The following is a 25,501-nucleotide window of genomic DNA, read 5'->3' as shown; positions in this document are numbered from 1 at the left end:
ATGTTCAAGATCGACCAGTTGTCCTGCGGCTACGGCCAGAGCCAGATTCTCCACGACCTGGACCTCAACGTGGCCAAGCGCGAGATCGTTGCGGTGATGGGCCGCAATGGCATGGGCAAGACCACCCTGTTCAAGAGCCTGATGGGCATCCTGCCGCAATGGCACGGCCAGGTGAGTGTGGATGGCCAGGACGTTTCGGCGCTGGAAACCCATGAGCGGGTGGAGCGGGGCATTGCCTACGTGCCCCAGGGCCGCATGATTTTTCCCAGCATGAGCGTCCTGGAAAACATCCAGACCGGCCTGCCGGCCTCGGCACGCGGCAAGGTGCCCGACGATTTGTACGCGCTGTTCCCGGTGCTCTACGACATGCAATCGCGCAAGGGCGGCAACCTCTCCGGCGGCCAGCAACAGCAATTGGCGATTGCCCGCGCGCTGGCCACCAACCCCAAGGTGCTGCTGCTGGACGAACCCACCGAAGGCATCCAGCCGTCGATCATCAAGGACATTGCCCGCACGCTCAAAGAAATCCGCACCCTGCGGGACTTGACCATCGTCGTCTCAGAGCAGGTGCTGTCCTTCACGCTGGAAATCGCCGATCGGTTCCTGGTGATCGAGAAGGGGCGATTTGTGATCGAGGAAACCCGGGACCGGGTGGATGAGGCGACGATCAGCCGCTATCTGTCGGTGTGACTGGGAAAAATTCCTGCGGTAAAGAGTACCTTCACTGATAACTGCAGGAACCGTTCTACTACTCGCAACCACAGACGGAGGGCTAGCCCTACTCGCTTTTGAGACGGGCTGGCAGTGATTCATTCCAACGTCTGAGGATTAACCATGACCTGTGTAGATTTTCGTCAGCCGGCGCTGTGTCGCGGTGATTTCAATCAATATAAGCAGCAGTCCAGCAACTTCGCGAACCACGGACTGATGAAACCTTCCGACTTGGCAGTGTCTGAGGAGTTATACAATCATTTCAAAGACATTCAGGACCGATGCGGTGGTGCGGTGACGCCGTATGGACTTCAGCAAATGGCCGAAGGCCCAGCCTATGATGCGTTCGATCATCACATGAAGGAGTTGGCGCACAGGCTGCTCCAGCGTCCTGAGCTGTTGAAGTCTATGGATGGCGCCCAGCACGGAGGGCGAACAGACGGCTTCATCAGTCGGGACGACGTCGGGCTGACGATAGACCGCTTGCGAGATCAAGAAAGTCAAAGAATGAGCCGGTTTCCTGGTCAACAGAACGGCTATATGTCGCAAATGCGCTTGGACAGTAATTACGCGCCCTCGGTCGACTGGCGACAGCCGGCTTACGGCGCCAATACGCCTGCGCCAGCGCCGCGATTTGCCGGCGTGGGTCAGTTCAACGGTCCAATGAACGGTTCCGGGGAACGCCCGTATTCCAACCACACCGATCAATCGCTGGTCGACAAGCTGCATGCGCAGTTCAGCACGTTCGAGGACCCTGCGAATCCAGGCAACATCACTGACCGAAGCTTGGCCATGGTTGCTGGAGGGGTTCGCCCTGACGGTTCTGCTGCTTTACCGGAGGAGGTGGCCTTGGCCATGGAGCTGCGCGAGCGCGGCGGGCTGTTCAAAGTCATGGACAAGGACGCTACGGGCAAGTACGACGGTGCTGTGTCGCGGGACGATCTGGAAACCGCATCCTACCGGCTTAAGTCTGACGACGAAATCACCCAGACCATCAGCGACAACTTCAAGATATACACCAAGGGAGCGGATGATGAATACGTCAATGAAGACGAATTGAAAGCAGCCGCAAACTCGCTCCCTTCGGATTCCAAGTACACGGTGGAAGCGAGGGAGGCTGCCAAGGTACTGCTCGACCGGCGGCAGCTGTTCCGAAAAATTGACATAGGCGAGAAGAAAGAAAGCGGCAAACCCGGGGCGGAAGATGGCCGGTTCGACCAACATAACCTCAACCATACCCTCAATAAAAATCGAGCACCGGCCGCTTGATACCCCTAGGGCATGAGCCGGCCATCCGGCTCATGCCCATTGTCAGCCGGCCGGTCGAAGCATCGCGTCAGGCCGCACATGGCGCTGGTATTCCTCGGCCGTGATCAGCCCAAGCTGCACCGCAGCCTCCTGGGGTGATAGCCCTTCATCCGCCGCCTTGCGGGTGATCTGCGCCACACGGTCATAGCCCAGCAGCGGGTTGAGCACCGTTGCCATCAGCAAGGACTGCTCTACGTTACGCGCCAATTGAGGGCGATTGAGCTCAAGGCCATGCAACAGTTTCTGGTTGAACAGGCTGACGCAGTCGGACAGTACCTCGATCGATTGCAGCAGGGTATGGATCAGTACCGGCTTGGCCACGTTCAATTCGAATGCACTGGATGCCCCGGCAAGCGTAATGGTGACGTGGTTGCCCATCACTTGCATCGCCGCTTGTACCAGCACCTCCGCGATGGTCGGGTTGCGCTTTCCAGGCATGATCGAAGAGGTCAGGCCATCGTCCGGCACCACCAATTCCGTTAGGCCACAGCGCGGGCCCGAGCCCAGCCAGCGGATGTCATTGGCGATCTTGGTCAACGACACCGCGAGTACGTTCAAGGCACCGGACGCCTCCACCAGCGCATCGTGGGTGCCCATGCCCTCGAACTTGCAGGGATTGGTTTCAAAGGGCACACCGGTCAGTTGGCTGATTTCCTCGCAGAACGCCACATCGAACCCCACCGGCGAGTTCAGCCCGGTGCCCACTGCCGTGCCCCCCTGGGGTAACAGGCGCAGACGCGGCATGCACGCCTCGATACGGGCGATGCCGTGCTCGATCTGCTGGGCAAACGCGCCGAACGCCTGGCCCTGGCTCATCGGCACCGCATCCATGAGGTGGGTACGACCGATTTTCAACGCGTCACGCCAGGCCTCGGCCTTGGCGTTCAGGCCCGCGCACAGCTGAGCGAGTGCCGGCAGCAGGTGACCGCGCAGTGCCAGCACGGTGGTCACGTGCATCACCGTGGGGAAGCTGTCGTTGGACGACTGCGAGCGGTTCACATGGTCGTTGGGATGCACCGGCGACTTGCTGCCCAGCTCACCCCCAAGCTTGAGATTGGCGCAGTTGGCGATCACCTCGTTGGCGTTCATGTTGGTCTGGGTGCCGGAGCCGGTTTGCCAGATCGACAACGGGAAGTGCGCGTCAAAGGCGCCGTCGGCCACTTGCGCCGCGGCTTGCTCGATGGCCTGCGCCAGCTCCGGCGCCAATACGCCGAGCCGGGCGTTGGCGCGGGCGCACGCGCGTTTTTGCTGGCCGAAGGCGCGGATCAGGCTGACAGTGAACGGCTGCTTGCTGCCGAACACCTCCAGGGCTCGCTGAGTCTGTGCGCCCCAGTAGCGGTCGGCCGGGATGGATACCGGCCCGAACGCGTCATGTTCGATTCGTAGTGTGGTCATCGGCGGCCTCGGCTACAGTGCCGCGCCGGCCGGACGGCCGAGCACACGTTGGTATTCGACCTTGGCGGTCTGCTCGGAAAACTCCCCCGACCACTTCGACACCACCACGGTGGCCACGCTGTTGCCAATGGTGTTGCAGGTGGCAATGGCCATCGACATGAAGCGGTACACGCCAAACAGCAGTGCCAGGCCTTCGGTCGGCAACACGCCGATGGCGGTGACCGTCGCCGCAAACACCACGAAGCTGCCGCCCGAGACCGCCGCCGCGCCCTTGGACGTCACCAGCATGATCGCGATGATGCCCAGCTGTTGCTCCCAGCTCAGCGGCACGCCGTAGGCATTGGCAATAAACAGCACGCACAGCGACATGTAGATCGACGTACCGTCGAGGTTGAATGCATAGCCCGTGGGCAGCACCAGGCCGACGCTTTGTTTGGAGCAGCCGAACTTCTCAAGCTTTTGCAGCAGGCGCGGCAGTGCGCTTTCCGACGAGGCGGTGCCGAGCACGATGAAGATTTCATCCTTGATGTAGGTGAGGAAGCGCCACAGGCTGAACCCGCTCAAACGGCATACCGCGCCCAGCACCACGAAGATAAAGAACGCGATGCCCACGTAGAACATCAGCACCAGGTTGGCCAGCGACATCAGCACCGCCGTGCCATTGCTGCCCACGGCGTAGGCCACCGAACCGAAGGCACCCAGGGGCGCGAACTTCATGATCAGGTTGATGAATTCAAAGAAGCATTCCGAGATACGGTTCAGACCGTCCTCGATCACCTCACGGCGCTCAGGCTTCAACGCCAGCAGGGCGAAGCCGAACAGCACCGAGATCACCAGCACTTGCAGCAATTGACCACCGGCGAAGGCACCGACGAAGTTGTCGGGAAAGATGCCGTAGATGAAGTCCATGGTCGACGCCGGCGCGTGGCCTTTGGCAACCGCGGCATTGGCAGCGGCAGCGGCGGCGCTGCTCGGATGGGCGTCGTGCATGCCGGAGCCGATCTGCAGCAGGTTGCCCCACAGTAAGCCGATGGCCAGGGCGAGGGTGGACACCACTTCGAAGTAGATGAGTGCGCGCAGACCTACCTTGCCGACCCGCTTGATATCACCGGCCGAGGCAATGCCGTGGACCACGGTGAAAAACACCAGCGGCGCAACGGCGGTCTTGATCAGCTTGAGGAAAATATCACCAAGGATCTTGAAACTGGCGGCCAGCTCGGGGGCGATAAAGCCGAAGGCAATCCCCAGGAACATGGCGGCAACGACCTGGAAGGTCAGGTCCTTGTACAGCGGTTTTTTAGCAGGGGTGGATGACATGTCTGTGATCTCATTGTTTTTATGGTTATGAAAACGCTGGAGATCCCCTGTGGGAGAGGCCGTGCGACGATTCGACTTGCCCCTCCCACATTAGATCTCCATCAGGTCCGAGGCTCAGCGTTTCACTGCGCCTTGGCGCGCCAGCGCGATATCCACCATCTGCGGCGCGAGCCCCAGGTAGTTCGCCGGGTCGGTCAGGCGTTGCAGCTCAGCCACGTCCAACTGCGCCGTGGCTTCACCCTGGGCGAGCAGGGCGTCGAGCAGGCTGGTGCCCTGATCGTTGGCCATGCGGCACGCGGCGTAGACCACATCGTGGGCCACCTGGCGGCCGAGGGCAGGCGCAAGGCCCATCATTACCGCTTCGGCCACGATCAACCCTTGGGTCATGTCGAGGTTCTTGCGCATGCGCTCCGGTCGCACTTCCAGGCCGGCGAGCATGAACGTCGCCTGGCCCAGCGACGCTGCGCTGAGGGCGAAGGCTTCCGGGATGGCGATCCATTCGGCCTGCCAAGGGCCGGTGGAGCGCTCGAAATCCTGGATCATCGCATCCAGCATCAGCCCGGCGTGTTGGCGCACGCCCTTGGCAGCGGCGTACATCAGTTCGCACGAAATCGGGTTGCGCTTCTGCGGCATGGTGCTGCTGGCGCCACGGCCCTTGACGAATGGCTCGTACACTTCGCCCAGCTCGCTGGTCATCATCATCATGATGTCCAGGGCGATCTTGCCCAGCGACCCGGTGACCAGGCCGAGGAAGTTCAGGGTTTCTGCCAGCCCGTCACGGGCCACGTGCCAGGTGGCTTGTGGTACGCCGAGGCCGAGTTCGGCCATCAACGCCTCCTGCACCTCCAAGCCCTTGTCGCCCAGGGAGGCGAGGGTGCCCGCAGCCCCGGCGAACTGGCCGATCTCCACCCGCGGGCGCAGTTCCACCAGGCGCTCGGCGTGGCGGTCGAACATGCTCAGCCACACCGCGCACTTGTAGCCGAAGGTGATCGGCAGCGCGTGTTGCAAATGCGTGCGGCCGGCCATTGGCGTGTCGCGATAACGCGCGGCGAGGCCGGCGAGCAGGCCGCGCACGGCCTGGATATCGCGCTCGACGATGGCCAGGGCAGCGCGCACCTGCAGGACCACAGCGGTGTCCATGATGTCCTGGGTGGTCGCGCCCCAGTGCACATAGCGGCCGGCGTCGCCGCAGATCTTCGACAGTTGCTCCACCAGCGGCAGGATCGGGTAGCCGACGATTTCGGTCTCGTGCTGCATCAGCGCCAGGTCCAGCGCCTCGTACTGCGACAGCGCGGCAATCTGCTCCGCGGCCTCAGCGGGGATCACGCCGCATCGGGCTTCGGCGCGGGCCAGGGCCACTTCCACTTCGATGTAGCGCTCGATCAGCGCTTTATCGGAGAACACTCCGCGCATTTCGGCGGTGCCGAACATGTCGCGGAACAGGGCGGAATCAAAAACGGTACTCGACATGGGAAAATCCTAATTGTTATTTTTAAACCATACATATTTAATATGTCCGTACATTATGATTACGCCTGTGCTGATACACTGTCAACTCGACAACGAGGGTAAAAATGGAAAGCGTGAGCCAGAGGCGTTATGCGGCGGTTGCCAGGGACTTGATCGAGCAGATCGGCAGTGGTCGTTATCCGGTGGGGTCGTTGTTGCCCACTGAATTCGAGCTGTGTTCGCTGTACGCCGTGAGCCGCCACACTGTGCGCGCGGCCATCGACCAGTTGCAGGGCCAGGGCATGGTCTCGCGGCGCAAGCGCGTGGGTACGCGGGTCGAGGCAGCGGCGCCGCAGGGCGGCTATTCCCAGGCGATGGCCTCGGTGGCCGACCTGGTGCAGGTGGCCGAAACCCATATCCGCGATATCCAGGACGTGCGCGAATTCGTCGCCGACATTGCCCTGGCGCGGCGCCTGGGCCTGGAGCCGGGCGGGCATTACTTCTGCGTGTCGAGCATCAAGGTGGATGCCGGCAACGGCAACGCGCCGTTGTGCTGGACCGACGTCTATGCAGAACAGGCCTTTGCCGACATCATCCCGCAAGCCCGCAAACACCCGGGCGAACTGATCGCCGCGCTGATCGGCAAGGCCAGCTCGCGGCACATCGACCTGGTCGACCAACAGGTGCGTCCGGTGCAACTGAGCGCCGAGTTGGCCGTCCGGCTCAAGGCGCAGAACGGCGCACTGGGCCTGACGATCGTCCGCCAGTACCGCGATGACGACGGCGCGCTGATTGCGGTGGCGGAATCGGTGTACCCCGCCGACCGTTTCACCCTGACCATGCAGATGAAACGCGACAAGCGCTGACCCCATACGTCATCCAACGTATTCCCCGTTTCCGCTGGCTCCACGAGACTGGATCGAACGCAACCCGTCGTCCGTCCAGGAGCCAGTCCATGACCGAAACGCTGATCAAAGTCGACCTCAACCAGCCTGTCACCGAGAACGAGCAAATCCATAACCGCTGGCACCCAGACATTCCGATGGCCTGCTGGGTCAAGCCGGGCGATGACTTCATCCTCGAAACCTACGACTGGACCGCCGGCGCGATCAAGAACAACGACGACGCCAGCGATGTGCGCGACGTGGACCTGTCCACCGTGCACTACCTCTCCGGCCCGGTGGGTGTGCACGGCGCCGAGCCGGGTGACTTGCTGGTGGTGGACTTGCTGGATATCGGCGCCAAGGCCGAATCCCAGTGGGGCTTCAACGGCTTCTTCTCGCGCCAGAACGGTGGCGGCTTTCTGACCGATCACTTCCCGAGCGCCCAAAAAGCGATCTGGGATTTCAAGGGCATGTTCACCAGTTCCCGCCATATTCCCGGGGTTAACTTCGCCGGCCTGATACACCCCGGCCTGATCGGCTGCCTGCCCGACCCAGTGATGCTCGCCGACTGGAACCGGCGCGAGCAGGAACTGATCGACACCAACCCGACCCGCGTCCCGCCTCTGGCCAACGCGCCGCTGGCTGCCACCGCGCACATGGGCAAGATGCAGGGCCAGGCCCGCGACGATGCCGCCGCCACCGGCGCGCGCACCGTACCGCCGCGCGAGCATGGCGGTAACTGCGATATCAAGGATTTGTCCCGCGGTTCGAAGATCTTTTTCCCGGTCTACGTCAACGGCGCCGGCCTGTCGGTGGGCGACTTGCACTTCAGCCAGGGCGACGGCGAAATCACCTTTTGCGGCGCCATCGAAATGGCCGGCTGGGTGCACATGAAAGTCGAGCTGATCAAGGGCGGCATGGCCAAGTATGGGATCAAAAACCCGGTGTTCAAGCCCAGCCCGATCACCCCGAACTACAAGAACTACCTGATCTTCGAAGGCATCTCCGTAGACGAACAGGGCCAACAGCACTACCTGGACGTCAACGTCGCTTACCGCCAGGCGTGCCTGAATGCGATCAACTACCTGACCAAGTTCGGCTACTCGCCGGCCCAGGGCTACGCGCTGCTCGGCTCGGCGCCGGTGCAAGGGCATATCAGCGGCGTGGTGGATATTCCGAACGCCTGCGCGACATTGTGGTTGCCCACGGAGATCTTCGAATTCGACATCAACCCCAACGCCAACGGCCCGACCAAATTCCTCGACGGCAGCATCGACCTGCCCATCGCCCCGGACCTGTAGCCATGCCGACCTATGAATACGCCTGCGCGGCGTGCGGCACCTTCACGATGCTGCGCCCCATGGCGCAGCGCCACGAATCGAGCGAGTGCCCGTATTGCGCAGGGCCGGGCGGCCAGCTGCGGGTGTCCGCCCCGGCGCTGCAAACCCTGTCGGCCAACCAGCGCAAGGCCATCGCCGGCAACGAGCGCAGCGCCAACGCTCCGCAAACCGTCGGCGAGTACCAGGACAGTCGCCGGCACCCGGCCGGTTGCGGCTGTTGCGGTACGAGCAAAAAGGTCGTGCCGAGCAAGGCCAACCCTTTGGGCCTGAAGACCCGGACCGGCCCACGGCCGTGGATGATCAGTCACTAGAACAGGAGCGTTGCAATGCGCCATGGCGACATTTCCAGCACCCCGGACACCCTCGGTGTAGCGGTGGTGAACTACGCCAGCGCTTTGCCCAGGGCAGGCGCTTGCGCGTCGAATTGGAACCGGCGCTTGCCGAATGCCTGCTGCAGGGCAATGCCCGGCACCTGAGCGCGACGGTGCGCAACGCGCGTCTGGTGGTGGAACCCGAAAGCACGGGAAGATGGGATCCACTTGCGGTATAACCCTCGGACGCTTTAGTGATCCGAGGCCCCGTTTTTCATGCAAAGCCCTTTGCAACGTCCGCTGTGGCAGGTCTACCTGATCTTTCTAGCACCGATGGTGCTGTCCAACTTCCTGCAAAGTTTTTCCGGCACCCTGAATGGCATCTATGTCGGACAAATGCTCGGCACCCAGGCGCTGGCGGCGGTGTCGGGCATGTTCCCCATCGTGTTTTTCTTCATTGCCTTGGTGATCGGTCTGGGGGCGGGCGCCTCGGTGCTGATCGGGCAGGCCTGGGGCGCGCAGGAAACCTCGATGGTCAAGGTGATCACCGGTGCCACCCTGACGCTGGGCGCGCTGGTGGGGGTGATCGCGGCGGTGCTGGGCAGTCTGTTTGCGCGTCCGGCGTTGCAGGCGTTGGGCACGCCGATTGACGTGCTGGACGATGCGGTGGGCTATGCCCAGAAGATGATGCTGATCATGCCGCTGCTGCTGGTGTTCATTCTCTATACCCAGTTGCTGCGCGGCGTCAGTGACACGGTCTCGCCGTTGCTGGCGCTGATGGTGTCGACCCTGGTTGGCCTGTTGCTGACGCCGGCACTGATCGGCGGCTGGATCGGCCTGCCGCCCATGGGCATCCAGAGCGCGGTGTATGCCGGACTCGTGGGCAACGCCTTGGCCATGCTGTTTCTGACCATGCGCCTGCGCCACAAGCGTCATGTGATGGCGCCGGATCGCGAGCTGCTCGCGGCCTTGCGCCTGGATCCTGTGGTGCTCGGCAAAGTCCTGCGTATCGGTTTGCCCACCGGCTTGCAGATGGTGGTGCTGTCGCTCTCCGAGCTGGTCATCCTCGCCCTGGTCAACGGCCACGGCTCCCAGGCCACGGCGGCGTATGGCGCGGTGACACAGATCGTCAACTACGTGCAATTCCCGGCGTTGTCGATTGCCATCACCGCCTCGATCCTGGGTGCACAGGCGATTGGCGCCGGACGGCTGGAGCGTATCGGGCCGATCTTGCGCACGGGTTTGTTGATCAACCTGTGCCTGACCGGTGGCCTGATTGTGCTCGGTTATGGGTTGTCCCACTGGTTGCTCGGCCTGTTCATCACTGACGATGGGGCACGGGTCAACGCCGAACACCTGTTGCACATCATGCTCTGGAGCATTCTGGTGTTCGGCTTCCAGGCGGTGGTGGGCGGGATCATGCGTGCCAGCGGCGTGGTGCTGATGCCGGTAGTGATTTCGATTTTCTGCGTGCTCTGCGTGGAACTGCCGATGGCCTACCTGTTCAACGCGCATTTTGGCCTGGAGGGCGTTTGGATGGCGTTTCCGGTGACCTACCTGGCAATGCTGGTCCTGCAGACCGCCTATTACCGCTTGGTATGGCGGCACAAACAGATCAAACGGTTGGTGTGATGCAAGGTTGCGCACCGGTCGTGGACGCTATTAATCGACCTGTGTTGAAAGGTGGTGTGTCCAACAGTTGCTCAAGCCGGCTGTATTCGGTGGGATGGGGACCGTAGCGGGTGTCTACATACGCCTCGAGCAATCGGATGAAATCCTGGGCAATATCGGGACCCTTCAAGGTCAGGGTCCGCTTGCCATCGATATACACGGGGGCGCTAGGGTGTTCTCCTGCACCCGGCAGTGAGACACCTATGTCGGCCAGCCTGCTCTCGCCTGGGCCATTGACCACGCATCCCATCACGGCGACGTGCATCCGCTCAACCCCAGGGTAGCGGTCGCGCCATCGCGGCATTTGTGTTGTCAGAAAGGCTTCGATCTGTTGTGCCATCGCCTGGAAGAACACACTGGTAGTCCGGCCACACCCCGGGCACGCCACCACCTGTGGGGTAAAAGCGCGCAGGCCCATGGTTTGCATAATTTGCTGGGCGACCTGGACTTCTCGGTTACGCTCGCCGCCGGGGTCTGGGGTCAGTGAAATTCGCAAGGTATCGCCAATGCCTTCCTGCAACAACACGGCAAGGGCCGCGGTTGAGGCGACGATACCTTTGGAGCCCATGCCGGCTTCGGTCAGCCCCAGGTGCAGCGGGAAGTCACAACGTGCAGCCAGGGTGCGGTAGACAGCGATGAGGTCTTGAACGTGGCTGACCTTGGCGGATAACACGATATGGTCCGGCGGCAGGCCGACGTCCATGGCCCTCTGGGCATTTTCCAGGGCCGACACGACCAGCGCCTCGCGCATGACGGTGTCGGCCGCGAGCGGCGTAGTGAGGATGGCGTTGGCGTCCATCATTCTGGCAAGCAAGTCGGGATCGAGGCTGCCCCAGTTGACACCGATACGCACGGGCTTGTCGTAGCGGCAGGCGACTTCGATCATCTGGCAGAACTGTTCGTCGCGCCGCGCACCTTTGCCGACGTTACCGGGGTTGATCCGGTACTTGGCCAAGGCTTCTGCGCACTGAGGATACGCCGCCAGCAGCCGATGGCCGTTGAAGTGGAAATCCCCCACGAGGGGCACGTGGATGTTGCGCCGGTCCAACAGCTCCCGGATCGTTGCGACCTGGGCTGCGGCCTCATGACTATTGACTGTGATGCGCACCAGTTCGGCCCCGGCGACGGCCAGGCTTTCCACCTGTGCCGCCGTGGCGCGGGCATCGGCGGTGTCGGTGTTGGTCATCGCCTGCACCACAATCGGCGCGTCGCTGCCCAAGGGCACCAGGCCGACGTTCACACGCTGGGTAACGCGACGTGCAGGCAAGGCGTGCATGATGCGACTCCTCTGTTCTATTGCCGGGTAATCAACCCGGGCAGGGGCAGAAACCGTACCTGTTCCTCACGACCTGGCAAGGTCTGGATCTGCAACGGGGCAATCAGTGCCAACGCAGCGATGACGTCCTTCACCGACGTTTCCGGGGTTGAGGCGCCTGCGGTAATACCCACAGTCATGTCAGGCGTGAACCATTGGTGGTCGACCTCACTGCCATCGGCAACCAGATGACTCGGCACGCCGAGGTCATTGCCCAGCACACACAAGGTCACGGCGTTGGCGCTGTTGGCATTGCCCACAACCAACAATGCGTGCACCCGCGCGCAAAGTTCGCGCACGGCTTGTTGACGGTTTTGCACCGCGTAGCAGATATCGCGGCTGGCGGGCCCGACGATCTGCGGGTAGCGCCGTGTCAACGCCTGCACCACTGCACGAGTAGCGTCCACGCTCAGGGTGGTCTGGGTCAGGTAGGCCAACGGCGTATCCTCGGCAAATGTCAGCTCACCGACCTGTTTGACGGTCTGGATCAACGTGATCGGCGCATCAACCTGGCCTTGGATGCCGATGACTTCAGGGTGGTCGGGCTCGCCGATCAAAATCAGTCTGTAACCCTTGGCCGCGTACTGGCGCCCATGGTTATGCACCTTGGTCACCAGTGGGCAGGTGGCATCGAATACCTGAAGCTGACGCTGCCGAGCGTTGCGCTCCACCTCACGGGTCACGCCGTGGGCGCTGAAAATGGTCACCGCGCCCACTGGCACTTGATCCAGCTCATCCACAAAGGTCGCGCCTTGGTCACTCAACGCCTGCACGACATGGCGGTTATGCACGATTTCATGACGTACATACACCGGTGCGCCGAACTGCTTCAGGGCTTGTTCCACCGTATCAATGGCACGTTCAACGCCGGCGCAGAACCCTCGTGGCTGGGCAATGATCACGTTCATGCTCAGGCGCTCGCCTGACGCGCCGCAGCATTGGGCGTAATGCCGGGAGCCGCGTAGCCAAGTCCGAACGTGTAGGCGAATTCACGCATGGAACGGGCGATCCCGCCCGCATCCAGGCCGTAGTAGCTCAATAGCTGCTCAGGGGCGCCGTGCTCGATGAACTGGTCGGGTAGCCCCAGACACAGCAGCGCCGACCGCTGATTCTGACTGGCCAGGGATTCCAGGCAAGCCGAGCCTGCGCCACCCATGATGCTCCCTTCTTCCACGGTCACCAGCCAATCATGATCCCGTGCCATCGCCAGGATGAGTTCATTGTCCAAGGGCTTGATGAAACGCATGTTGGCTACCGTGGCATCGATCAGGTTTGCCGCCTCCATTGCTCTTTGTGTCATTGAACCAAAGGCTAGAATGGCGACGCGATGTCCTCGTGCCTGCGTACAGGTACGGCGAATTTCACCTTTGCCCAGTGCCAGTGTGGTCAGGTCCGGTGAGGGCGCACTACCGCTTGCGCCACCGCGTGGGTAACGCACCGCACAGGGGCCATCTTGTTGCAAGGCGGTGTGCAGCATCTGTCTGCATTCCTTTTCATCTGCGGGTGCCATGATCGTCAGGTTGGGGATGCAGCGCAGGTAGGCGATATCGAAGGCGCCATTGTGTGTAGCGCCGTCGGCACCGACTATCCCCGCCCGGTCGATGGCAAACACCACCGACAGGTTCTGGAGTGCGATGTCATGAATGAGCTGGTCATACCCGCGTTGCAGGAAGGTCGAATAGATCGCGACCACTGGCCGCATGCCTTCGGTGGCAAGGCCGGCGGCGAAGGTGAGGGCATGCTGTTCGGCGATGCCCACGTCGAAGTAGCGCCCGGCAAACTGCTGTTCGAATGCTGACAGGCCGGAACCTTCGCGCATGGCCGGGGTGATCGCGACGACGCGTGAATCGCGCTGCGCTTCATCCGCCAACCACTGGCTGAACACGTGTGTGTAGGTCTGGGGGCCTGGGGTCGAGGGACAGATCCCCTGGACGGGATCAAATTTGCCGGGGCCGTGATACAGCACCGGATCAGCAGCCGCTGGCGAGTAACCGTGGCCTTTCTCTGTGATGATATGCAGCAACTGCGGCCCTTTGCGGGACCTGAGCGTGCGCAGTGTTTTCACCAGTTGCGCGAGGTCATGCCCGTCGATGGTGCCGGTGTAGGTCAAACCCATCGCCTTGAACAGGTTCACCTCATGGCTTGCGCGATGATCGGCGGTCAATGCACCCAGATGCTCGCGCAGCATGCCCACCGAGGGCGAAATGGACATATCGTTATCGTTGAGGACTACGAGGAACCGAAGGTCGGGGTAGCGGCCCGCATTGTTCAGGGCCTCGAAGGCCATGCCACCACTCAGGGCTCCGTCGCCCATCACGGCGATGCAGTGGCGGGGGCTACCGAGGTTTCGGGCGGCCAACGCCATACCCAGCGCCGCCGAGATCGACGTGCTGGAATGGCCAGTGCCAAAACAGTCGTAGGTCGATTCGCATCGGCGTGGAAATCCAGATATGCCGCCAAACTGGCGAATACCGGCCATTTCTTCGCGGCGCCCTGTAAGAATCTTATGAGCATAGGCTTGGTGGCCGACATCCCAAACGATCCTGTCGTCTGGCGTGTTGAACACGTAATGCAAGGCGAGGGTCAATTCGACGGTGCCCAGGTTGGCGGAAAGGTGGCCGCCTGTTGCACTCACGCTTTGCAGGATGAAGGCTCGCAATTCGTCGGCGAGCGGCCCGAGTGCCCCAGGGTGCAGAGTGCGCAGGTGGGCAGGCGTATCCAGTGTCTCGAGGAGTTCGAACATGGAAGGGGTCCTCAGGTCTCAAGGTGGCAAGACGCTTTCAGGTCGTCTACGTATTGGCGCGTTGCTGCCACTTCCTGCGCGCTTGACCCATAGTCAAAGCCTTGAATAGACGGCCTGGCGCCGGGAGGGGCGCGAAGCTCACGGTCATTGCGCAACCGGTGGTCGTCTGCCCATTCAATGACCTGCTTTTCGACCGCCCGCGCATGCGGTGAGCAAGCACTTTGCCAATCAAAAGAGAAGAGGGGGGGATACAAATGATTCGGTGTGTTCATAGCAAGACTCGACAGTGTCTATGCCATTGGACGGTACGACGGACCAAGGATAAGCGTTAAAAAAGTGTGGGCGGAAGTTGTTTAATCTAGAAGGCGCTGAATGAAACGCAATGGGCGGAATAGTTTATTTTGGAATCGGCAAGATTATTAAATGCGATAGGCGCAACGATATAATTAAAGGTGTTCTGTTTAATCGCCAGTGGGTATGACGTGCACGTTGTAAAACATTGAGAGGGGCCTAGTATTGTTTCGCACTACAACTTAAATACGGATGGCAAGATCATGTTGCAGCGCCTGCTCGTTCTCGGGTCAACCGGGTCGATTGGCGACAGTGTTCTGGATGTAGTCGCGCGTCACCCTGAGACATTGAAAGTACAAGGGCTCACGGCCCATCGGAACATGGAAAAGTTGTACCAGCAATGCGTGAAGTTTCGCCCTCCATTCGCCGTGGTCATTGAACCTCAGCACGCTATCGAGTTGCAGGCCCACCTGCTGGCGGCAGACCTGCCTACCGAAGTGTTGTGTGGTGTCGATGCCCTGTGCGCAGCGGCGGCGGCGCCGGATGTGGACACGGTGGTGGCCGGTATCGTCGGCGCGGCTGGCTTGTTGCCAACCCTCAGTGCCGCCCAGGCAGGCAAGAAAATCCTGTTGGCCAACAAGGAAGCCTTGATCATGGCAGGCGTCTTGTTCGTCGAAACCGTGGCCAGCGGCGCAGCGACGGTGATACCGCTCGACAGTGAGCACAACGCGATTTTCCAGTGCTTGCAAGGCTGCCAAGGTTCGCTGGATGACGTGGATCATCTGATCCTGACGGCCTCTGGCGGACCTTTCAGGGAGCGTCCGCTCGACAGCCTGGACGACGTGACTCCCGACCAGGCATGCGCCCATCCCAATTGGTCGATGGGCCGCAAAATTTCCGTGGATTGCGCCACTATGATGAACAAGGGCCTGGAAATCATTGAAGCCCATTGGTTGTTCGATCTACCCGCCGAACGCATACGTGCCTTGATCCATCCGCAAAGCGTGGTGCATTCATTGGTGGTGTTTCGCGATCAGTCCGTGCTGGCCCAACTGGGTAACCCGGACATGCGGATGCCGGTAGCTCATGCCCTCGCGTACCCGCAACGCATCGAGTCCGGGGTGTCGCCGCTGGACCTGACACGCACCGGCGGGCTGACGTTCGAATATCCCGACCTGCAGCGTTTTCCCTGCCTCGGCCTGGCTCTGCAGGTGCTTGCCGAGGGCACCCAAGCCAGTGCTGCGTTGAACGCGGCCAATGAAGTGGCGGTCGAGGCGTTTCTGGGCGGGCGCATTCGGTTCACCCAGATTCCGCGTGTGGTCGATCACACCTTGCAGCATATAAACCTGCAGACGCTCTCCAGCCTGGACGATATTTTCGAGCAGGATCACCAGGCTCGACGATTGGCACGTGAAGAGGTCCGGGTCTGCAGTTCAAAGGGTTGAAACCGACTTCAGCCAATCACCGGCGTCGGCTCACTGCGGTGGTGCTGCAGGCATGCGGCTGCGCACCTCCATCCCCCCGCTAATTTTTCGCTTCCCGGTTCGTTTTATAGGGACGACGTGCCTCTGTGCCTCCTGCCTATCGCTGCGGACTCCAAGAAATGAATGCTGAAGACTCCTTGAAACTTGCTCGCCGGTTTATCGGGCTGCCCCTGGAAAAACGCCAGTTGTTCCTGCAGGCATTGCAGAAAGAAGGGGTGGACTTTTCAAGGTTTCCGATTCCGGCCGGGGTCGAGGTGGAGGATCGCCAGGCGCTGTCCTACGCACAACAGCGCATGTGGTTTTTGTGGCAATTGGACCCGGCCAGCGGCGCCTATAACCTGCCGGGGGCGGTGCGGCTCAAGGGGGCGTTGAACCTGGCGGTGCTGGAGCAGGCTTTCGCCAGCCTGGTGGCACGGCACGAAACCCTGCGCACGGTGTTCCAGCGCCAGGCCGATGACCGCCTGGCACAGGTCGCCCTGCAGTCGGCGCTGGCCGTCGAACACACTGACCTCAGCGCGTTGCCGCACGCCGAGCGCGAGCTGGCCGTCATCGACGCCGCCACCCGCCAGTCGCTGCAGCCGTTCGACCTGGAACACGGCCCGCTGCTGCGCGTGCAACTGCTCAAGCTTGATGAGCGCGAACATGTGCTGCTGCTGACCCTGCACCACATCGTCTCCGATGGCTGGTCGATGAACGTGCTGATCGACGAATTCATCCGCTGCTACGACGCCCATGCACGCAACGAAACCCCGCAACTGCCGGCGCTGCCGATCCAGTACAGCGATTATGCCCTGTGGCAGCGCCGCTGGCTGGAAGCCGGCGAGCAGGCGCGCCAGCTCGATTATTGGCAGGCGCGCCTGGGTGATGAGCACCCGGTGCTGGAGTTGCCCACCGACCACCCGCGCCCGGCCATGCCCAGCTATCAGGGCACCCGTCATGAGTTCGCGATTGCGCCGCAGCTGGCCGCACAACTGCGCAGCTGCGCGCAACAGCACAACGTCACCTTGTTCATGCTGCTGCTCGGTGCCTTCAACGTGCTGCTGCATCGCTACAGTGGCCAGGGCGATATCCGCGTCGGCGTGCCGATTGCCAACCGCAACCGCAATGAAGTCGAAGGGCTGATCGGTTTCTTCGTCAACACCCAGGTACTGCGCACCGAGCTGACCGGGCAGACCCGCGTCACCGAACTGCTGCAAGGCATCAAGGAGCATGCCCTGGGTGCCCAGGCCCATCAGGAGCTGCCCTTCGAACGCCTGGTGGAAGCCCTCAAGGTCGAGCGCAGCCTCAGCCATACGCCGCTGTTCCAGGTGATGTACAACCACCAGCCGGTGGTGGCGGACATTGCCAGCGTCAGCACCGCGTCGGGACTGGAACTGGCCCTGGTGCAATGGCAGGGCCGCACCACGCAGTTCGACCTGACCCTCGACACCTACGAAAAGTCCGGCACCCTGCACGCCGCGCTGACTTACGCCAACGACCTGTTCGACGCCCCGACCATCGCGCGCATGGCCCGCCACTGGATTCGCCTGTTGCAGGCGATGGCAGCGGACGGCGAGCAGCGTATCGGCGAGTTGCCGATGCTGGCCGACGACGAGCGCCAGGTGCTGGTGCATGACTGGAACCAGACCGCGCAGGCTTATCCGACCGAGTGCGCGCTGCACCAGCTCATCGAGGATCAGGTGCAGCGCAGCCCGCACGCACCGGCCTTGGTGTTCGGCGCTACCGCATTGACCTACGCCCAGCTTGACGCCCGCGCCAACCAACTGGCCCACGCGTTGGTGGCGCGGGGCGTTGGCCCCGACAGCCTGGTGGGCATCTGCGTCGAGCGTTCCATCGAAATGGTGGTGGGCCTGCTGGCGATCCTCAAGGCCGGCGGCGGCTACGTGCCGCTGGACCCTGAATACCCCCGCGAACGCCTGGCCTACATGGTCGAGGACAGCGGCATCCAATGGCTGCTCAGCCAGCACCACGTGTTGGGGTCGCTGCCCACCGAGGGCCTCCAGGTGATTGCCCTCGACGGGCCTGCCGATTGGCTGGACGCCTATGAGACCACGGCGCCCGATGTCGCCGTGCACGCCTTGAACCTCGCGTATGTGATCTACACCTCCGGCTCCACCGGCAAACCCAAGGGCGCCGGCAATAGCCATCGTGCGCTGGTCAATCGCCTGTGCTGGATGCAACAGGCTTATGGCCTCGACGCCAGCGACGCGGTGTTGCAGAAGACCCCGTTCAGCTTCGACGTATCGGTGTGGGAGTTCTTCTGGCCGCTGATGACCGGCGCGCGCCTGGTGGTCGCAGCCCCCGGCGAACACCGCGAACCGGCGCGCCTGATCGAGACCATCGGCCGGCAGGCCATCACCACCTTGCACTTCGTACCCTCCATGCTCCAGGCGTTCATCCACGAGCCGGGCGTGTACGCCTGCGCGAGCCTCAAACGCATCGTGTGCAGCGGCGAAGCCCTGCCGCTGGATGCGCAATTGCAGGTGTTCGCCAAGCTGCCGAACGCTGGCCTGTTCAACCTCTATGGGCCCACCGAAGCGGCCATCGACGTGACCCACTGGACCTGCATCGACGAAGGCGCCGACAGCGTGCCCATCGGGCGGCCCATCGCCAACCTCGGCACCTGGGTGCTGGACGCCCAGCTCAACCCGGTGCCGGCGGGTGTCGCCGGCGAGCTGTACCTGGGCGGTACCGGCCTGGCCCGCAGCTATCACCGGCGCCCGGCCCTGACCGCCGAACGCTTTGTGCCGAGCCCGTTTGGCGACGGCGCGCGGCTGTACCGCACCGGCGACCGTGTGCGCCAGCGTGCCGACGGGGTGATTGAATACCTCGGCCGCCTCGACCACCAGGTCAAGCTGCGCGGGCTGCGCATCGAACTGGGCGAAATCGAGACCCGCCTGATGCAACACGCCGCCGTGCGCGAAGCCGTGGTGCTGGTACAGGGCGGCAAACAGTTGGTCGCCTACCTGGTGCTGGAAACGAGCGAACCCTCGGACCTCAAGGCATGGCTCTTGAGCAGCCTGCCGGAATACATGGTGCCGAGCCACTTCGTGACGCTGGAAAAATTGCCGGTGACCGCCAATGGCAAGCTCGACCGCAAGGCCTTGCCAATGCCCGACGCGGCGCCGCGACAGGCCTACGCCGCGCCGGAAAACGCGCTGCAACAAGCCCTCGCACAGGTCTGGAGCGATGTGCTCGGCATTGCGCAGGTGGGCCTGGACGACAACTTCTTCGAACTGGGCGGTGACTCGATCATCTCCATCCAGGTGGTCAGTCGCGCTCGGCAGGCGGGCATACGCCTGAGCCCGCGCGACCTGTTCCAGTACCAGAGCGTGCGCAGCCTGGCACGGGTGGCCAGCGCTGAACAGGCCATCGTCATTGACCAGGGCCCGGTCAGCGGCGACGTGCTGCTGACGCCGGTGCAACAGCAATTTTTTGCCGAAGCGATCCCTGCACGCCAGCATTGGAACCAATCCCTGTTGCTGGCCCCGCGTGAGGCGCTGCAACCCGCGCGCCTTGAAGCGGCGCTGACGCGGTTGATCAACCACCACGACGCCCTGCGCCTGCGTTTTGCGCAGCGGGCCGGCGCCTGGCAGCAAACCCATGCGGTGCCCGTGAGCGAGCCGGGGTTGTGGCAAGCCCAGGCGGCCAACGACGACGCCTTGGCCGTGCTTTGCGACGAAGCCCAGCGCAGCCTCGATCTGGAACACGGCCCACTGTTGCGCGCGGTGCTGGTCAACCTGGCTGACGGCCGCCAGCGCCTGCTACTGGTCGTTCATCACCTGGTGGTGGACGGCGTGTCCTGGCGCATCCTGCTCGAAGACCTGCAACAGGCCTATCGCAATGCACCGCTGCCGGCCAAGACCAGCGCCTATCAGCAGTGGGCGCTGCAGTTGCAGGCCCATGCGCAAACGCTGGGCACCCAACTGCCGTACTGGCAGGCCCAGGTCGCCGACGCCGAATTGCCCTGCGACCACCCCGGGGGCGGCCTGCAAAATCGCCTGGGCACCAAGCTCGATAGTCGTCTCAGCGTCGAACAGACCCGGCAGTTGTTGCAGGACGCGCCAGCGGCCTACCGCACCCAGGTCAACGACCTGCTGCTGACTGCGCTCGCACGGGTCGTCAGCCGCTGGAGCGGCCAGTCGGCGGCGCTCATCCAGTTGGAAGGCCATGGCCGCGAAGACCTGTTCGATGACGTTGACCTGAGCCGCACCGTTGGCTGGTTTACCAGCCTGTTCCCGCTGCGCCTGCACGCCGAGGGCGAGTTGGCCGGCGCGATCAAGTCGGTCAAGGAGCAACTGCGCGCGGTGCCCGACAAAGGCATCGGCTACGGCCTGCTGCGCTACCTCGGTACACCGCAGGCTTTGAGCAGCCTTGCCGTGCCGCGCATCACCTTCAACTACCTGGGGCAGTTCGACCGTCAGTTCGACGACTCGGCACTCTGGGTGCCTGCCAGCGAGGGCAGTGGGCAAGCCCAGGATCCCGAGGCGCCGCTTGCCAATTGGCTGACGGTGGAAGGGCAGGTGTACGGCGGCGAGCTGACACTGCAATGGGGCTTTAGCCGTGAGATGTTCGAAGCGTCCACCATCCAGCAACTGGCTGACGATTATCGCGAGGAACTGCTGGCGCTGATCGCCCATTGCCTCGACCCGCAGCACGGCGGCCTCACCCCGGCCGACGTGCGTCTGGCGCAACTGAGCCAGGCCCAGCTCGACGCCCTGGCCCTGCCGGCGCGTGACGTGCAGGACCTGTACCCGCTGTCGCCGATGCAACAGGGCATGTTGTTCCACAGCCTCTACCAGCAGGGTGAGGATGACGTCTACGTCAGCCAGTTGCGCGCCGATGTGCAGGGCGTGGACGTGGCCCGGTTCCAGCATGCCTGGGCCCAGGTATTGGCACGGCACGACATGCTGCGCACCGGGTTTGTCTGGCAGGACGATCAGGGCCAGGCCCTGCAAGTGGTGCATCGCCACGTCGACCTGCCATTCAGCGAGCACGACTGGCGCGGGCGCCAGGACCTTGCCACCGCCCTCGACGAGCTGGCTGCCGAACACCATCGCCAGGGCTTCGAACTGGCGAGCCCGCCGTTGCTGCGGGTGGCGCTGGTGCGTCTTGATGAAGCGCGCTGGCACCTGATCTACACCAGTCACCACATCCTGATGGATGGCTGGAGCAACGCGCTGGTACTCAACGAAGTGCTGCAGGCGTGCAAAGGGCAGGCATTGCCGCCGGCCAGTGCGGCGTTCTCGCAACATATCGCCTGGCTGCAACAACAAGACCCGGCGCTGGGTGAAGCTTTCTGGCGTGAGCGCCTGATGCTGCTGGAGGAGCCGACGCACCTGGCCCGCAGCGTAGCGGGGAGTCCTGCGCAGGCGGGCGGTGAATACGCTGAAGTCCTCTGTGAACTGGATGCAACCCAGACCGCGCGCCTGAGCGCTTTCGCGCGAGCCCACCAAGTGACACTCAATACCCTGGTGCAATCGGCGTGGCTGTTGCTGCTGCAACGCTATACCGGCCAGGCCAGCGTCGCTTGCGGGGTGACGGTGTCGGGGCGTCCGGCGCAGTTGCCGGACGTCGAGCAGCAAGTCGGCCTGTTCATCAACACCTTGCCGCTGATCGCCGCGCCGGGCCCGGCGCAAAGCGTCGGCGACTGGGTGCGTGGCGTGCAGGCGCTGAACCTGCAAATGCGCGATCACGAGCACACGCCGCTGTTCGATATCCAGCGCTGGGCCGGGTCGGCCGGTGAAGTGCTGTTCGACACCCTGGTGGTGTTCGAAAACTTTCCGGTCGCCAAGAGCCTGGAGCAGGCGGGCGAGGGTGGACTGCAGTTCAGCAACGTTCGCCATCAGGAGCGCACCAACTACCCGCTGACCCTGACCGTACACGGCGGCCACCACCTGAACCTGCACCTGGAATACCTGCGGGAAGCATTTGCCGCCGACGCGGTGCAGCACATCGCCGCGTACTTGCAGGCGTTGTTGCAACGCTTTGCCGAGGGGCCAGAGCAAGCGTTGGGCGCGATCCCCACGCTGCTGGCCCATGAGCACCAGCGCGTGCTGCACGACTGGAACCCCGCCAATGTTGCACAGCCGGCCGGTGCCAGCGTGCTGCAACGTTTTGAGCAACAAGCCGCGCTGCACCCGGACAGCCTCGCGTTGATCCTCGATGAGCAGCGCATGGGCTACGCCGAACTCAACCGACGCGCCAACCGTCTGGCTCACCGTCTGATCGAACTGGGCGTGAGTGCCGACACCCTGGTGGGCGTGGCGGTGGACCGTTCGCTGGAGATGATCGTCGGCCTGCTGGCGGTGCTCAAGGCCGGCGGTGCCTACGTACCGCTGGACCCGAAATACCCCGCCGATCGCCTGCAATGCATGATCGAGGACAGTGGCCTGCACGTCCTGTTGACCCAGCAGGCATTGCTTGAACAGCAGCCGATCACGGCGGACCTCACCCTGGTGTGCCTGGACAGCGACGCCGGTTGGCTGGCCGACTACAGCGGCGAGAACCCGGCACCCCGGGCGTTGCCGACCAACCTGGCCTACTTGATGTTCACGTCCGGTTCTACAGGCCGGCCCAAAGGCGTGGGCATCGACCAGGCCTCCCTGGCACGGCATGTGGAGGTGTTTACCGGGCTGTTCGCACTGTGCGCCGATGACCGCGTGCTGCAATTCGGCACGTTCAACTTCGATGGTTTCGTCGAGCAACTCTACCCGGCGCTGTGCTGCGGCGCGGCGGTGGTGGTGCGGGGCGGCGACCTGTGGGACAGCGACACCTTCTACCAGCAGCTTATAGAACACCAGATTTCCGTGGTCGACCTGACCACCGCCTATTGGCTGTTGCTGGTGCGCGATTTCGCCGACCACGGCCCGCGCGACTACGGGCGCCTGCGCCAACTGCACATCGGTGGCGAAGCCATGCCGCCCGAAGGCCTGAACGCCTGGCGTGCCGCAGGATTGCAGCACGTGCGCCTGCTGAATACCTACGGCCCCACCGAGGCCACGGTGACTGCCACCGCCCTGGACTGCGCCGCCTACGTGGACGGGCGCGAAGCCTTGCCATCAATGATGCCCATCGGCCGCGTGCTGGAAGGTCGGGCCATTTACCTGCTGGACGCCAACCTCAACCCGGTGCCGGTGGGGGTGGCCGGTGAGCTGGTGATCGGCGGGCCGCTGCTGGCGCGGGGTTACTTCAATCGCCCCGAGCTGACTGCGCATCGCTTCATTCCCGATCCTTTCTGCAGCCAGGGCGCGGGGCGGCTGTACCGCACCGGCGACCTGGCGCGCTACCGTGCCGATGGCATGATCGAATACGTAGGGCGCATTGACCACCAGGTGAAAGTGCGCGGCTTCCGCATCGAACTGGGGGAAATTGAAACGCGCCTGCTGGCCCAGGCCGGCGTGCGCGAAGCCTTGGTGCTCGCCGCCGACAGCCAATTGATCGGCTACGTGGTCGCCAGCCAGCCGCTGTCCGACACCGAGCAGGCGCAGTTGCGCTCGCAGCTCAAGGCCACCTTGCGCGATGAATTGCCGGACTACATGGTGCCCGCACATCTACTGCTGCTGGACGCGCTGCCGCTGAGCCCCAACGGCAAGCTGGACCGCGCGGCATTGCCCACGCCGGACGCCAGCCACTCCCTTATTGAATGGGTGGCGCCGGTCACCGCGCTGGAGCAGCAGGTCGCCGCCATCTGGTCCCAGGTGTTGGGCGCCGAGCGGGTAGGGCTTACAGATCACTTCTTCGAACTGGGCGGGCATTCGCTGCTTGCCACCCAGACCGTCTCCCGCGTGCGCCACAGCCTTGGGGTGGAAGTAAGTCTCAAGTTACTGTTCGAGCAGCCCTTGCTGGGCGACTTCGTGCGTGGCCTGGGCAGTGAACGTGACCGTACCCCGGCGCTGGCGGCGGAGGGGCGCGACCAGCCACTCCTGTTGTCCTACGCCCAGGAGCGCCAGTGGTTTCTCTGGCAACTGGATCCCCACAGCGCGGCCTACCACGTGCCGAGTGCCTTGCGCCTCGGCGGTCACCTGGACCAGCCCGCCTTGCAACGCGCCTTCGATACCCTGGTGGCGCGTCACGAAAGCCTGCGCATTCACCTGCAACAGGAGGGCGAGCGCACCGTGCAGGTGATCAACCCGTCGGCGCGGATCAAGCTGGAAACCCAGCCGATTGTCGAGGAGGCGTTGAAGGTCCGGCTCGAAGCCTTGATCGCCCAGCCGTTCGATCTGCGCCAGGGCCCACTGATGCGCGTCAACCTGCTGCGCCTGGCCGAAGACCAGCATGTGCTGGTGCTGGTGCAGCACCACATCATCTCCGATGGCTGGTCGATGCAGGTGCTGGTCGATGAACTCGTCCAGCTCTACAGCGCCTACAGCCAGGGCCGGTCGCTGCACTTGCCGGCGCTGCCGATCCAGTACGTCGACTATGCCCTGTGGCAACGCCGCTGGATGGAGGCCGGGGAAAAAGCCCGCCAGCTCGATTACTGGCGCGAGCAATTGGGTGGCGAGCAACCGGTGCTGGAACTGCCGTTTGACTATCAGCGCCCGGCGGCACCGACTCATCGCGGCGCGCGCCTGAACATCCCGTTGGCGCTGCCGCTGTTGGACTCACTCAAAGCCCTGGCCCAGCGCGAAGGCGTGACCCTGTTCATGTTGCTGCTGGCCTCCTATCAAGTGCTGTTGCACCGCTACAGCGGCCAGCACGACATCCGCGTCGGCGTGCCGATTGCCAACCGCAACCGGGTCGAGACCGAGCGTCTGATCGGCTTCTTCGTCAACACCCAGGTGCTCAAGGCCGAGATCGACGGGCACACCACCGTGCGTGAGGTTCTGGCCCAGGTCAAACAACGCGCATTGGAGGCCCAGGCCCACCAGGACCTGCCGTTCGAGCAATTGGTGGAGGCCCTGCAACCCGAGCGCAGCCTGAGCCTGAGCCCATTGTTCCAGGTGGCGTTCAACCACCATGTGAGCCTGGCCGGCCACCATCTGCAGCGCCTGGCAGGGTTGCAGATGAGCCCGGTCACGTGGGATGAAACCGTCGCCCAGTTCGACCTGACCCTGGATATCGAAGAGTCACAGGACCTGCTGCGTGCATCCCTGAGCTACGCCACCGACCTGTTCGCACCCGCCACCATCGAGCGCATGGCGCGCCACTGGCAGAACCTGTTGCAGGCGATGGTTGCCGATCAACAGCAGACCGTCGGTGAACTGAACCTGCTGGACGCGGATGAGCAGCAACACATCCTGCACCTGTGGAACCAGGCTGACGCCGGCTTCCCGAACCAGC

At 63.1% G+C, this 25,501-nt stretch carries 15 protein-coding genes; 9 read left to right on the top strand and 6 right to left on the bottom strand.

The genetic code is table 11. The features are described from left to right. The gene (gene urtE, locus CQ041_RS22525; RefSeq protein WP_105523747.1) at nucleotides 1–690 is read left to right on the top strand and encodes an urea ABC transporter ATP-binding subunit UrtE; all 690 of its coding nucleotides are present in this window, start codon (nucleotides 1–3) and stop codon (nucleotides 688–690) included. Nucleotides 691–834: 144 nt separating this feature from the next. Next, nucleotides 835–1,980: a hypothetical protein gene (locus CQ041_RS26425; RefSeq protein ID WP_177429413.1), complete on the top strand. Its 1,146-nt coding sequence runs from the start codon at nucleotides 835–837 to the stop codon at nucleotides 1,978–1,980. Between the two features lie 42 nt (nucleotides 1,981–2,022). Here CQ041_RS26425 and CQ041_RS22515 read toward each other — a convergent pair whose 3' ends face one another. The 3 genes from CQ041_RS22515 to CQ041_RS22505 form a co-directional block, all read right to left on the bottom strand. Further along, a complete protein-coding gene (locus CQ041_RS22515) occupies nucleotides 2,023–3,414 on the bottom strand; it encodes a lyase family protein (RefSeq protein WP_105523746.1) in 1,392 nt (463 codons plus the stop codon). Nucleotides 3,415–3,426: 12 nt separating this feature from the next. Then, nucleotides 3,427–4,731 carry a cation:dicarboxylate symporter family transporter gene (locus CQ041_RS22510; protein WP_105523745.1) on the bottom strand — a complete coding sequence of 435 codons (1,305 nt, stop codon included), beginning with the start codon at nucleotides 4,729–4,731 and terminating at the stop codon, nucleotides 3,427–3,429. Between the two features lie 114 nt (nucleotides 4,732–4,845). Then, nucleotides 4,846–6,201 carry an adenylosuccinate lyase family protein gene (locus CQ041_RS22505; RefSeq protein ID WP_105523744.1) on the bottom strand — a complete coding sequence of 452 codons (1,356 nt, stop codon included), beginning with the start codon at nucleotides 6,199–6,201 and terminating at the stop codon, nucleotides 4,846–4,848. Between the two features lie 113 nt (nucleotides 6,202–6,314). Here CQ041_RS22505 and CQ041_RS22500 point away from each other — a divergent pair, with 113 nt between their 5' ends. The 5 genes from CQ041_RS22500 to CQ041_RS22485 all read left to right on the top strand — a co-directional run bounded on the left by CQ041_RS22500 (nucleotide 6,315) and on the right by CQ041_RS22485 (nucleotide 10,347). After that, a complete protein-coding gene (locus tag CQ041_RS22500; RefSeq protein ID WP_177429415.1) occupies nucleotides 6,315–7,046 on the top strand; it encodes a GntR family transcriptional regulator in 732 nt (243 codons plus the stop codon). Nucleotides 7,047–7,135: 89 nt separating this feature from the next. Further along, nucleotides 7,136–8,365: a formamidase gene (gene fmdA / locus CQ041_RS22495; protein ID WP_105523742.1), complete on the top strand. Its 1,230-nt coding sequence runs from the start codon at nucleotides 7,136–7,138 to the stop codon at nucleotides 8,363–8,365. Between the two features lie 2 nt (nucleotides 8,366–8,367). Then, nucleotides 8,368–8,715, top strand: coding sequence for a zinc ribbon domain-containing protein (locus CQ041_RS22490; protein ID WP_105523741.1), 348 nt, complete (start codon nucleotides 8,368–8,370; stop codon nucleotides 8,713–8,715). A gap of 15 nt (nucleotides 8,716–8,730) precedes the next feature. Then, nucleotides 8,731–8,880 (top strand): hypothetical protein, encoded by a 150-nt coding sequence (locus CQ041_RS26320; protein WP_156088633.1) that lies wholly within the window; start codon nucleotides 8,731–8,733, stop codon nucleotides 8,878–8,880. 111 nt (nucleotides 8,881–8,991) lie between these two features. Further along, a complete protein-coding gene (locus CQ041_RS22485; RefSeq protein WP_105523740.1) occupies nucleotides 8,992–10,347 on the top strand; it encodes an MATE family efflux transporter in 1,356 nt (451 codons plus the stop codon). Here the strand turns inward: CQ041_RS22485 and ispG are convergent. Genes ispG through dxs form a run of 3 tightly spaced genes read right to left on the bottom strand, consistent with a single transcriptional unit; the run spans nucleotide 10,331 to nucleotide 14,444 of the window. Then, nucleotides 10,331–11,662 (bottom strand): flavodoxin-dependent (E)-4-hydroxy-3-methylbut-2-enyl-diphosphate synthase, encoded by a 1,332-nt coding sequence (gene ispG / locus CQ041_RS22480; RefSeq protein WP_105523739.1) that lies wholly within the window; start codon nucleotides 11,660–11,662, stop codon nucleotides 10,331–10,333. The genes CQ041_RS22485 and ispG overlap by 17 nt on opposite strands. 17 nt (nucleotides 11,663–11,679) lie before the next feature. Then, complete coding sequence (gene ispH, locus CQ041_RS22475) at nucleotides 11,680–12,609, bottom strand: 4-hydroxy-3-methylbut-2-enyl diphosphate reductase (RefSeq protein WP_105523738.1); 930 nt, start codon at nucleotides 12,607–12,609, stop codon at nucleotides 11,680–11,682. Between the two features lie 2 nt (nucleotides 12,610–12,611). Next, complete coding sequence (dxs, locus tag CQ041_RS22470) at nucleotides 12,612–14,444, bottom strand: 1-deoxy-D-xylulose-5-phosphate synthase (RefSeq protein ID WP_105523737.1); 1,833 nt, start codon at nucleotides 14,442–14,444, stop codon at nucleotides 12,612–12,614. Nucleotides 14,445–14,998: 554 nt separating this feature from the next. Between dxs and ispC the strand changes: the two genes are divergently transcribed. Both ispC and CQ041_RS22460 read left to right on the top strand, forming a co-directional pair. After that, the gene (gene ispC / locus CQ041_RS22465) at nucleotides 14,999–16,180 is read left to right on the top strand and encodes a 1-deoxy-D-xylulose-5-phosphate reductoisomerase (RefSeq protein WP_105523736.1); all 1,182 of its coding nucleotides are present in this window, start codon (nucleotides 14,999–15,001) and stop codon (nucleotides 16,178–16,180) included. 158 nt (nucleotides 16,181–16,338) lie between these two features. Then, nucleotides 16,339–25,501 (top strand): non-ribosomal peptide synthetase (locus tag CQ041_RS22460; protein WP_105649057.1); only part of this gene is annotated, 9,163 nt, incomplete at its 3' end.

The sequence above is a fragment of the Pseudomonas sp. MYb60 genome, assembly GCF_002979555.1.
GTDB lineage: Bacteria > Pseudomonadota > Gammaproteobacteria > Pseudomonadales > Pseudomonadaceae > Aquipseudomonas.
The sequence above is the reverse complement of the archived record's forward strand: the minus strand, read 5'-3'. Positions and strand labels throughout refer to the sequence as shown.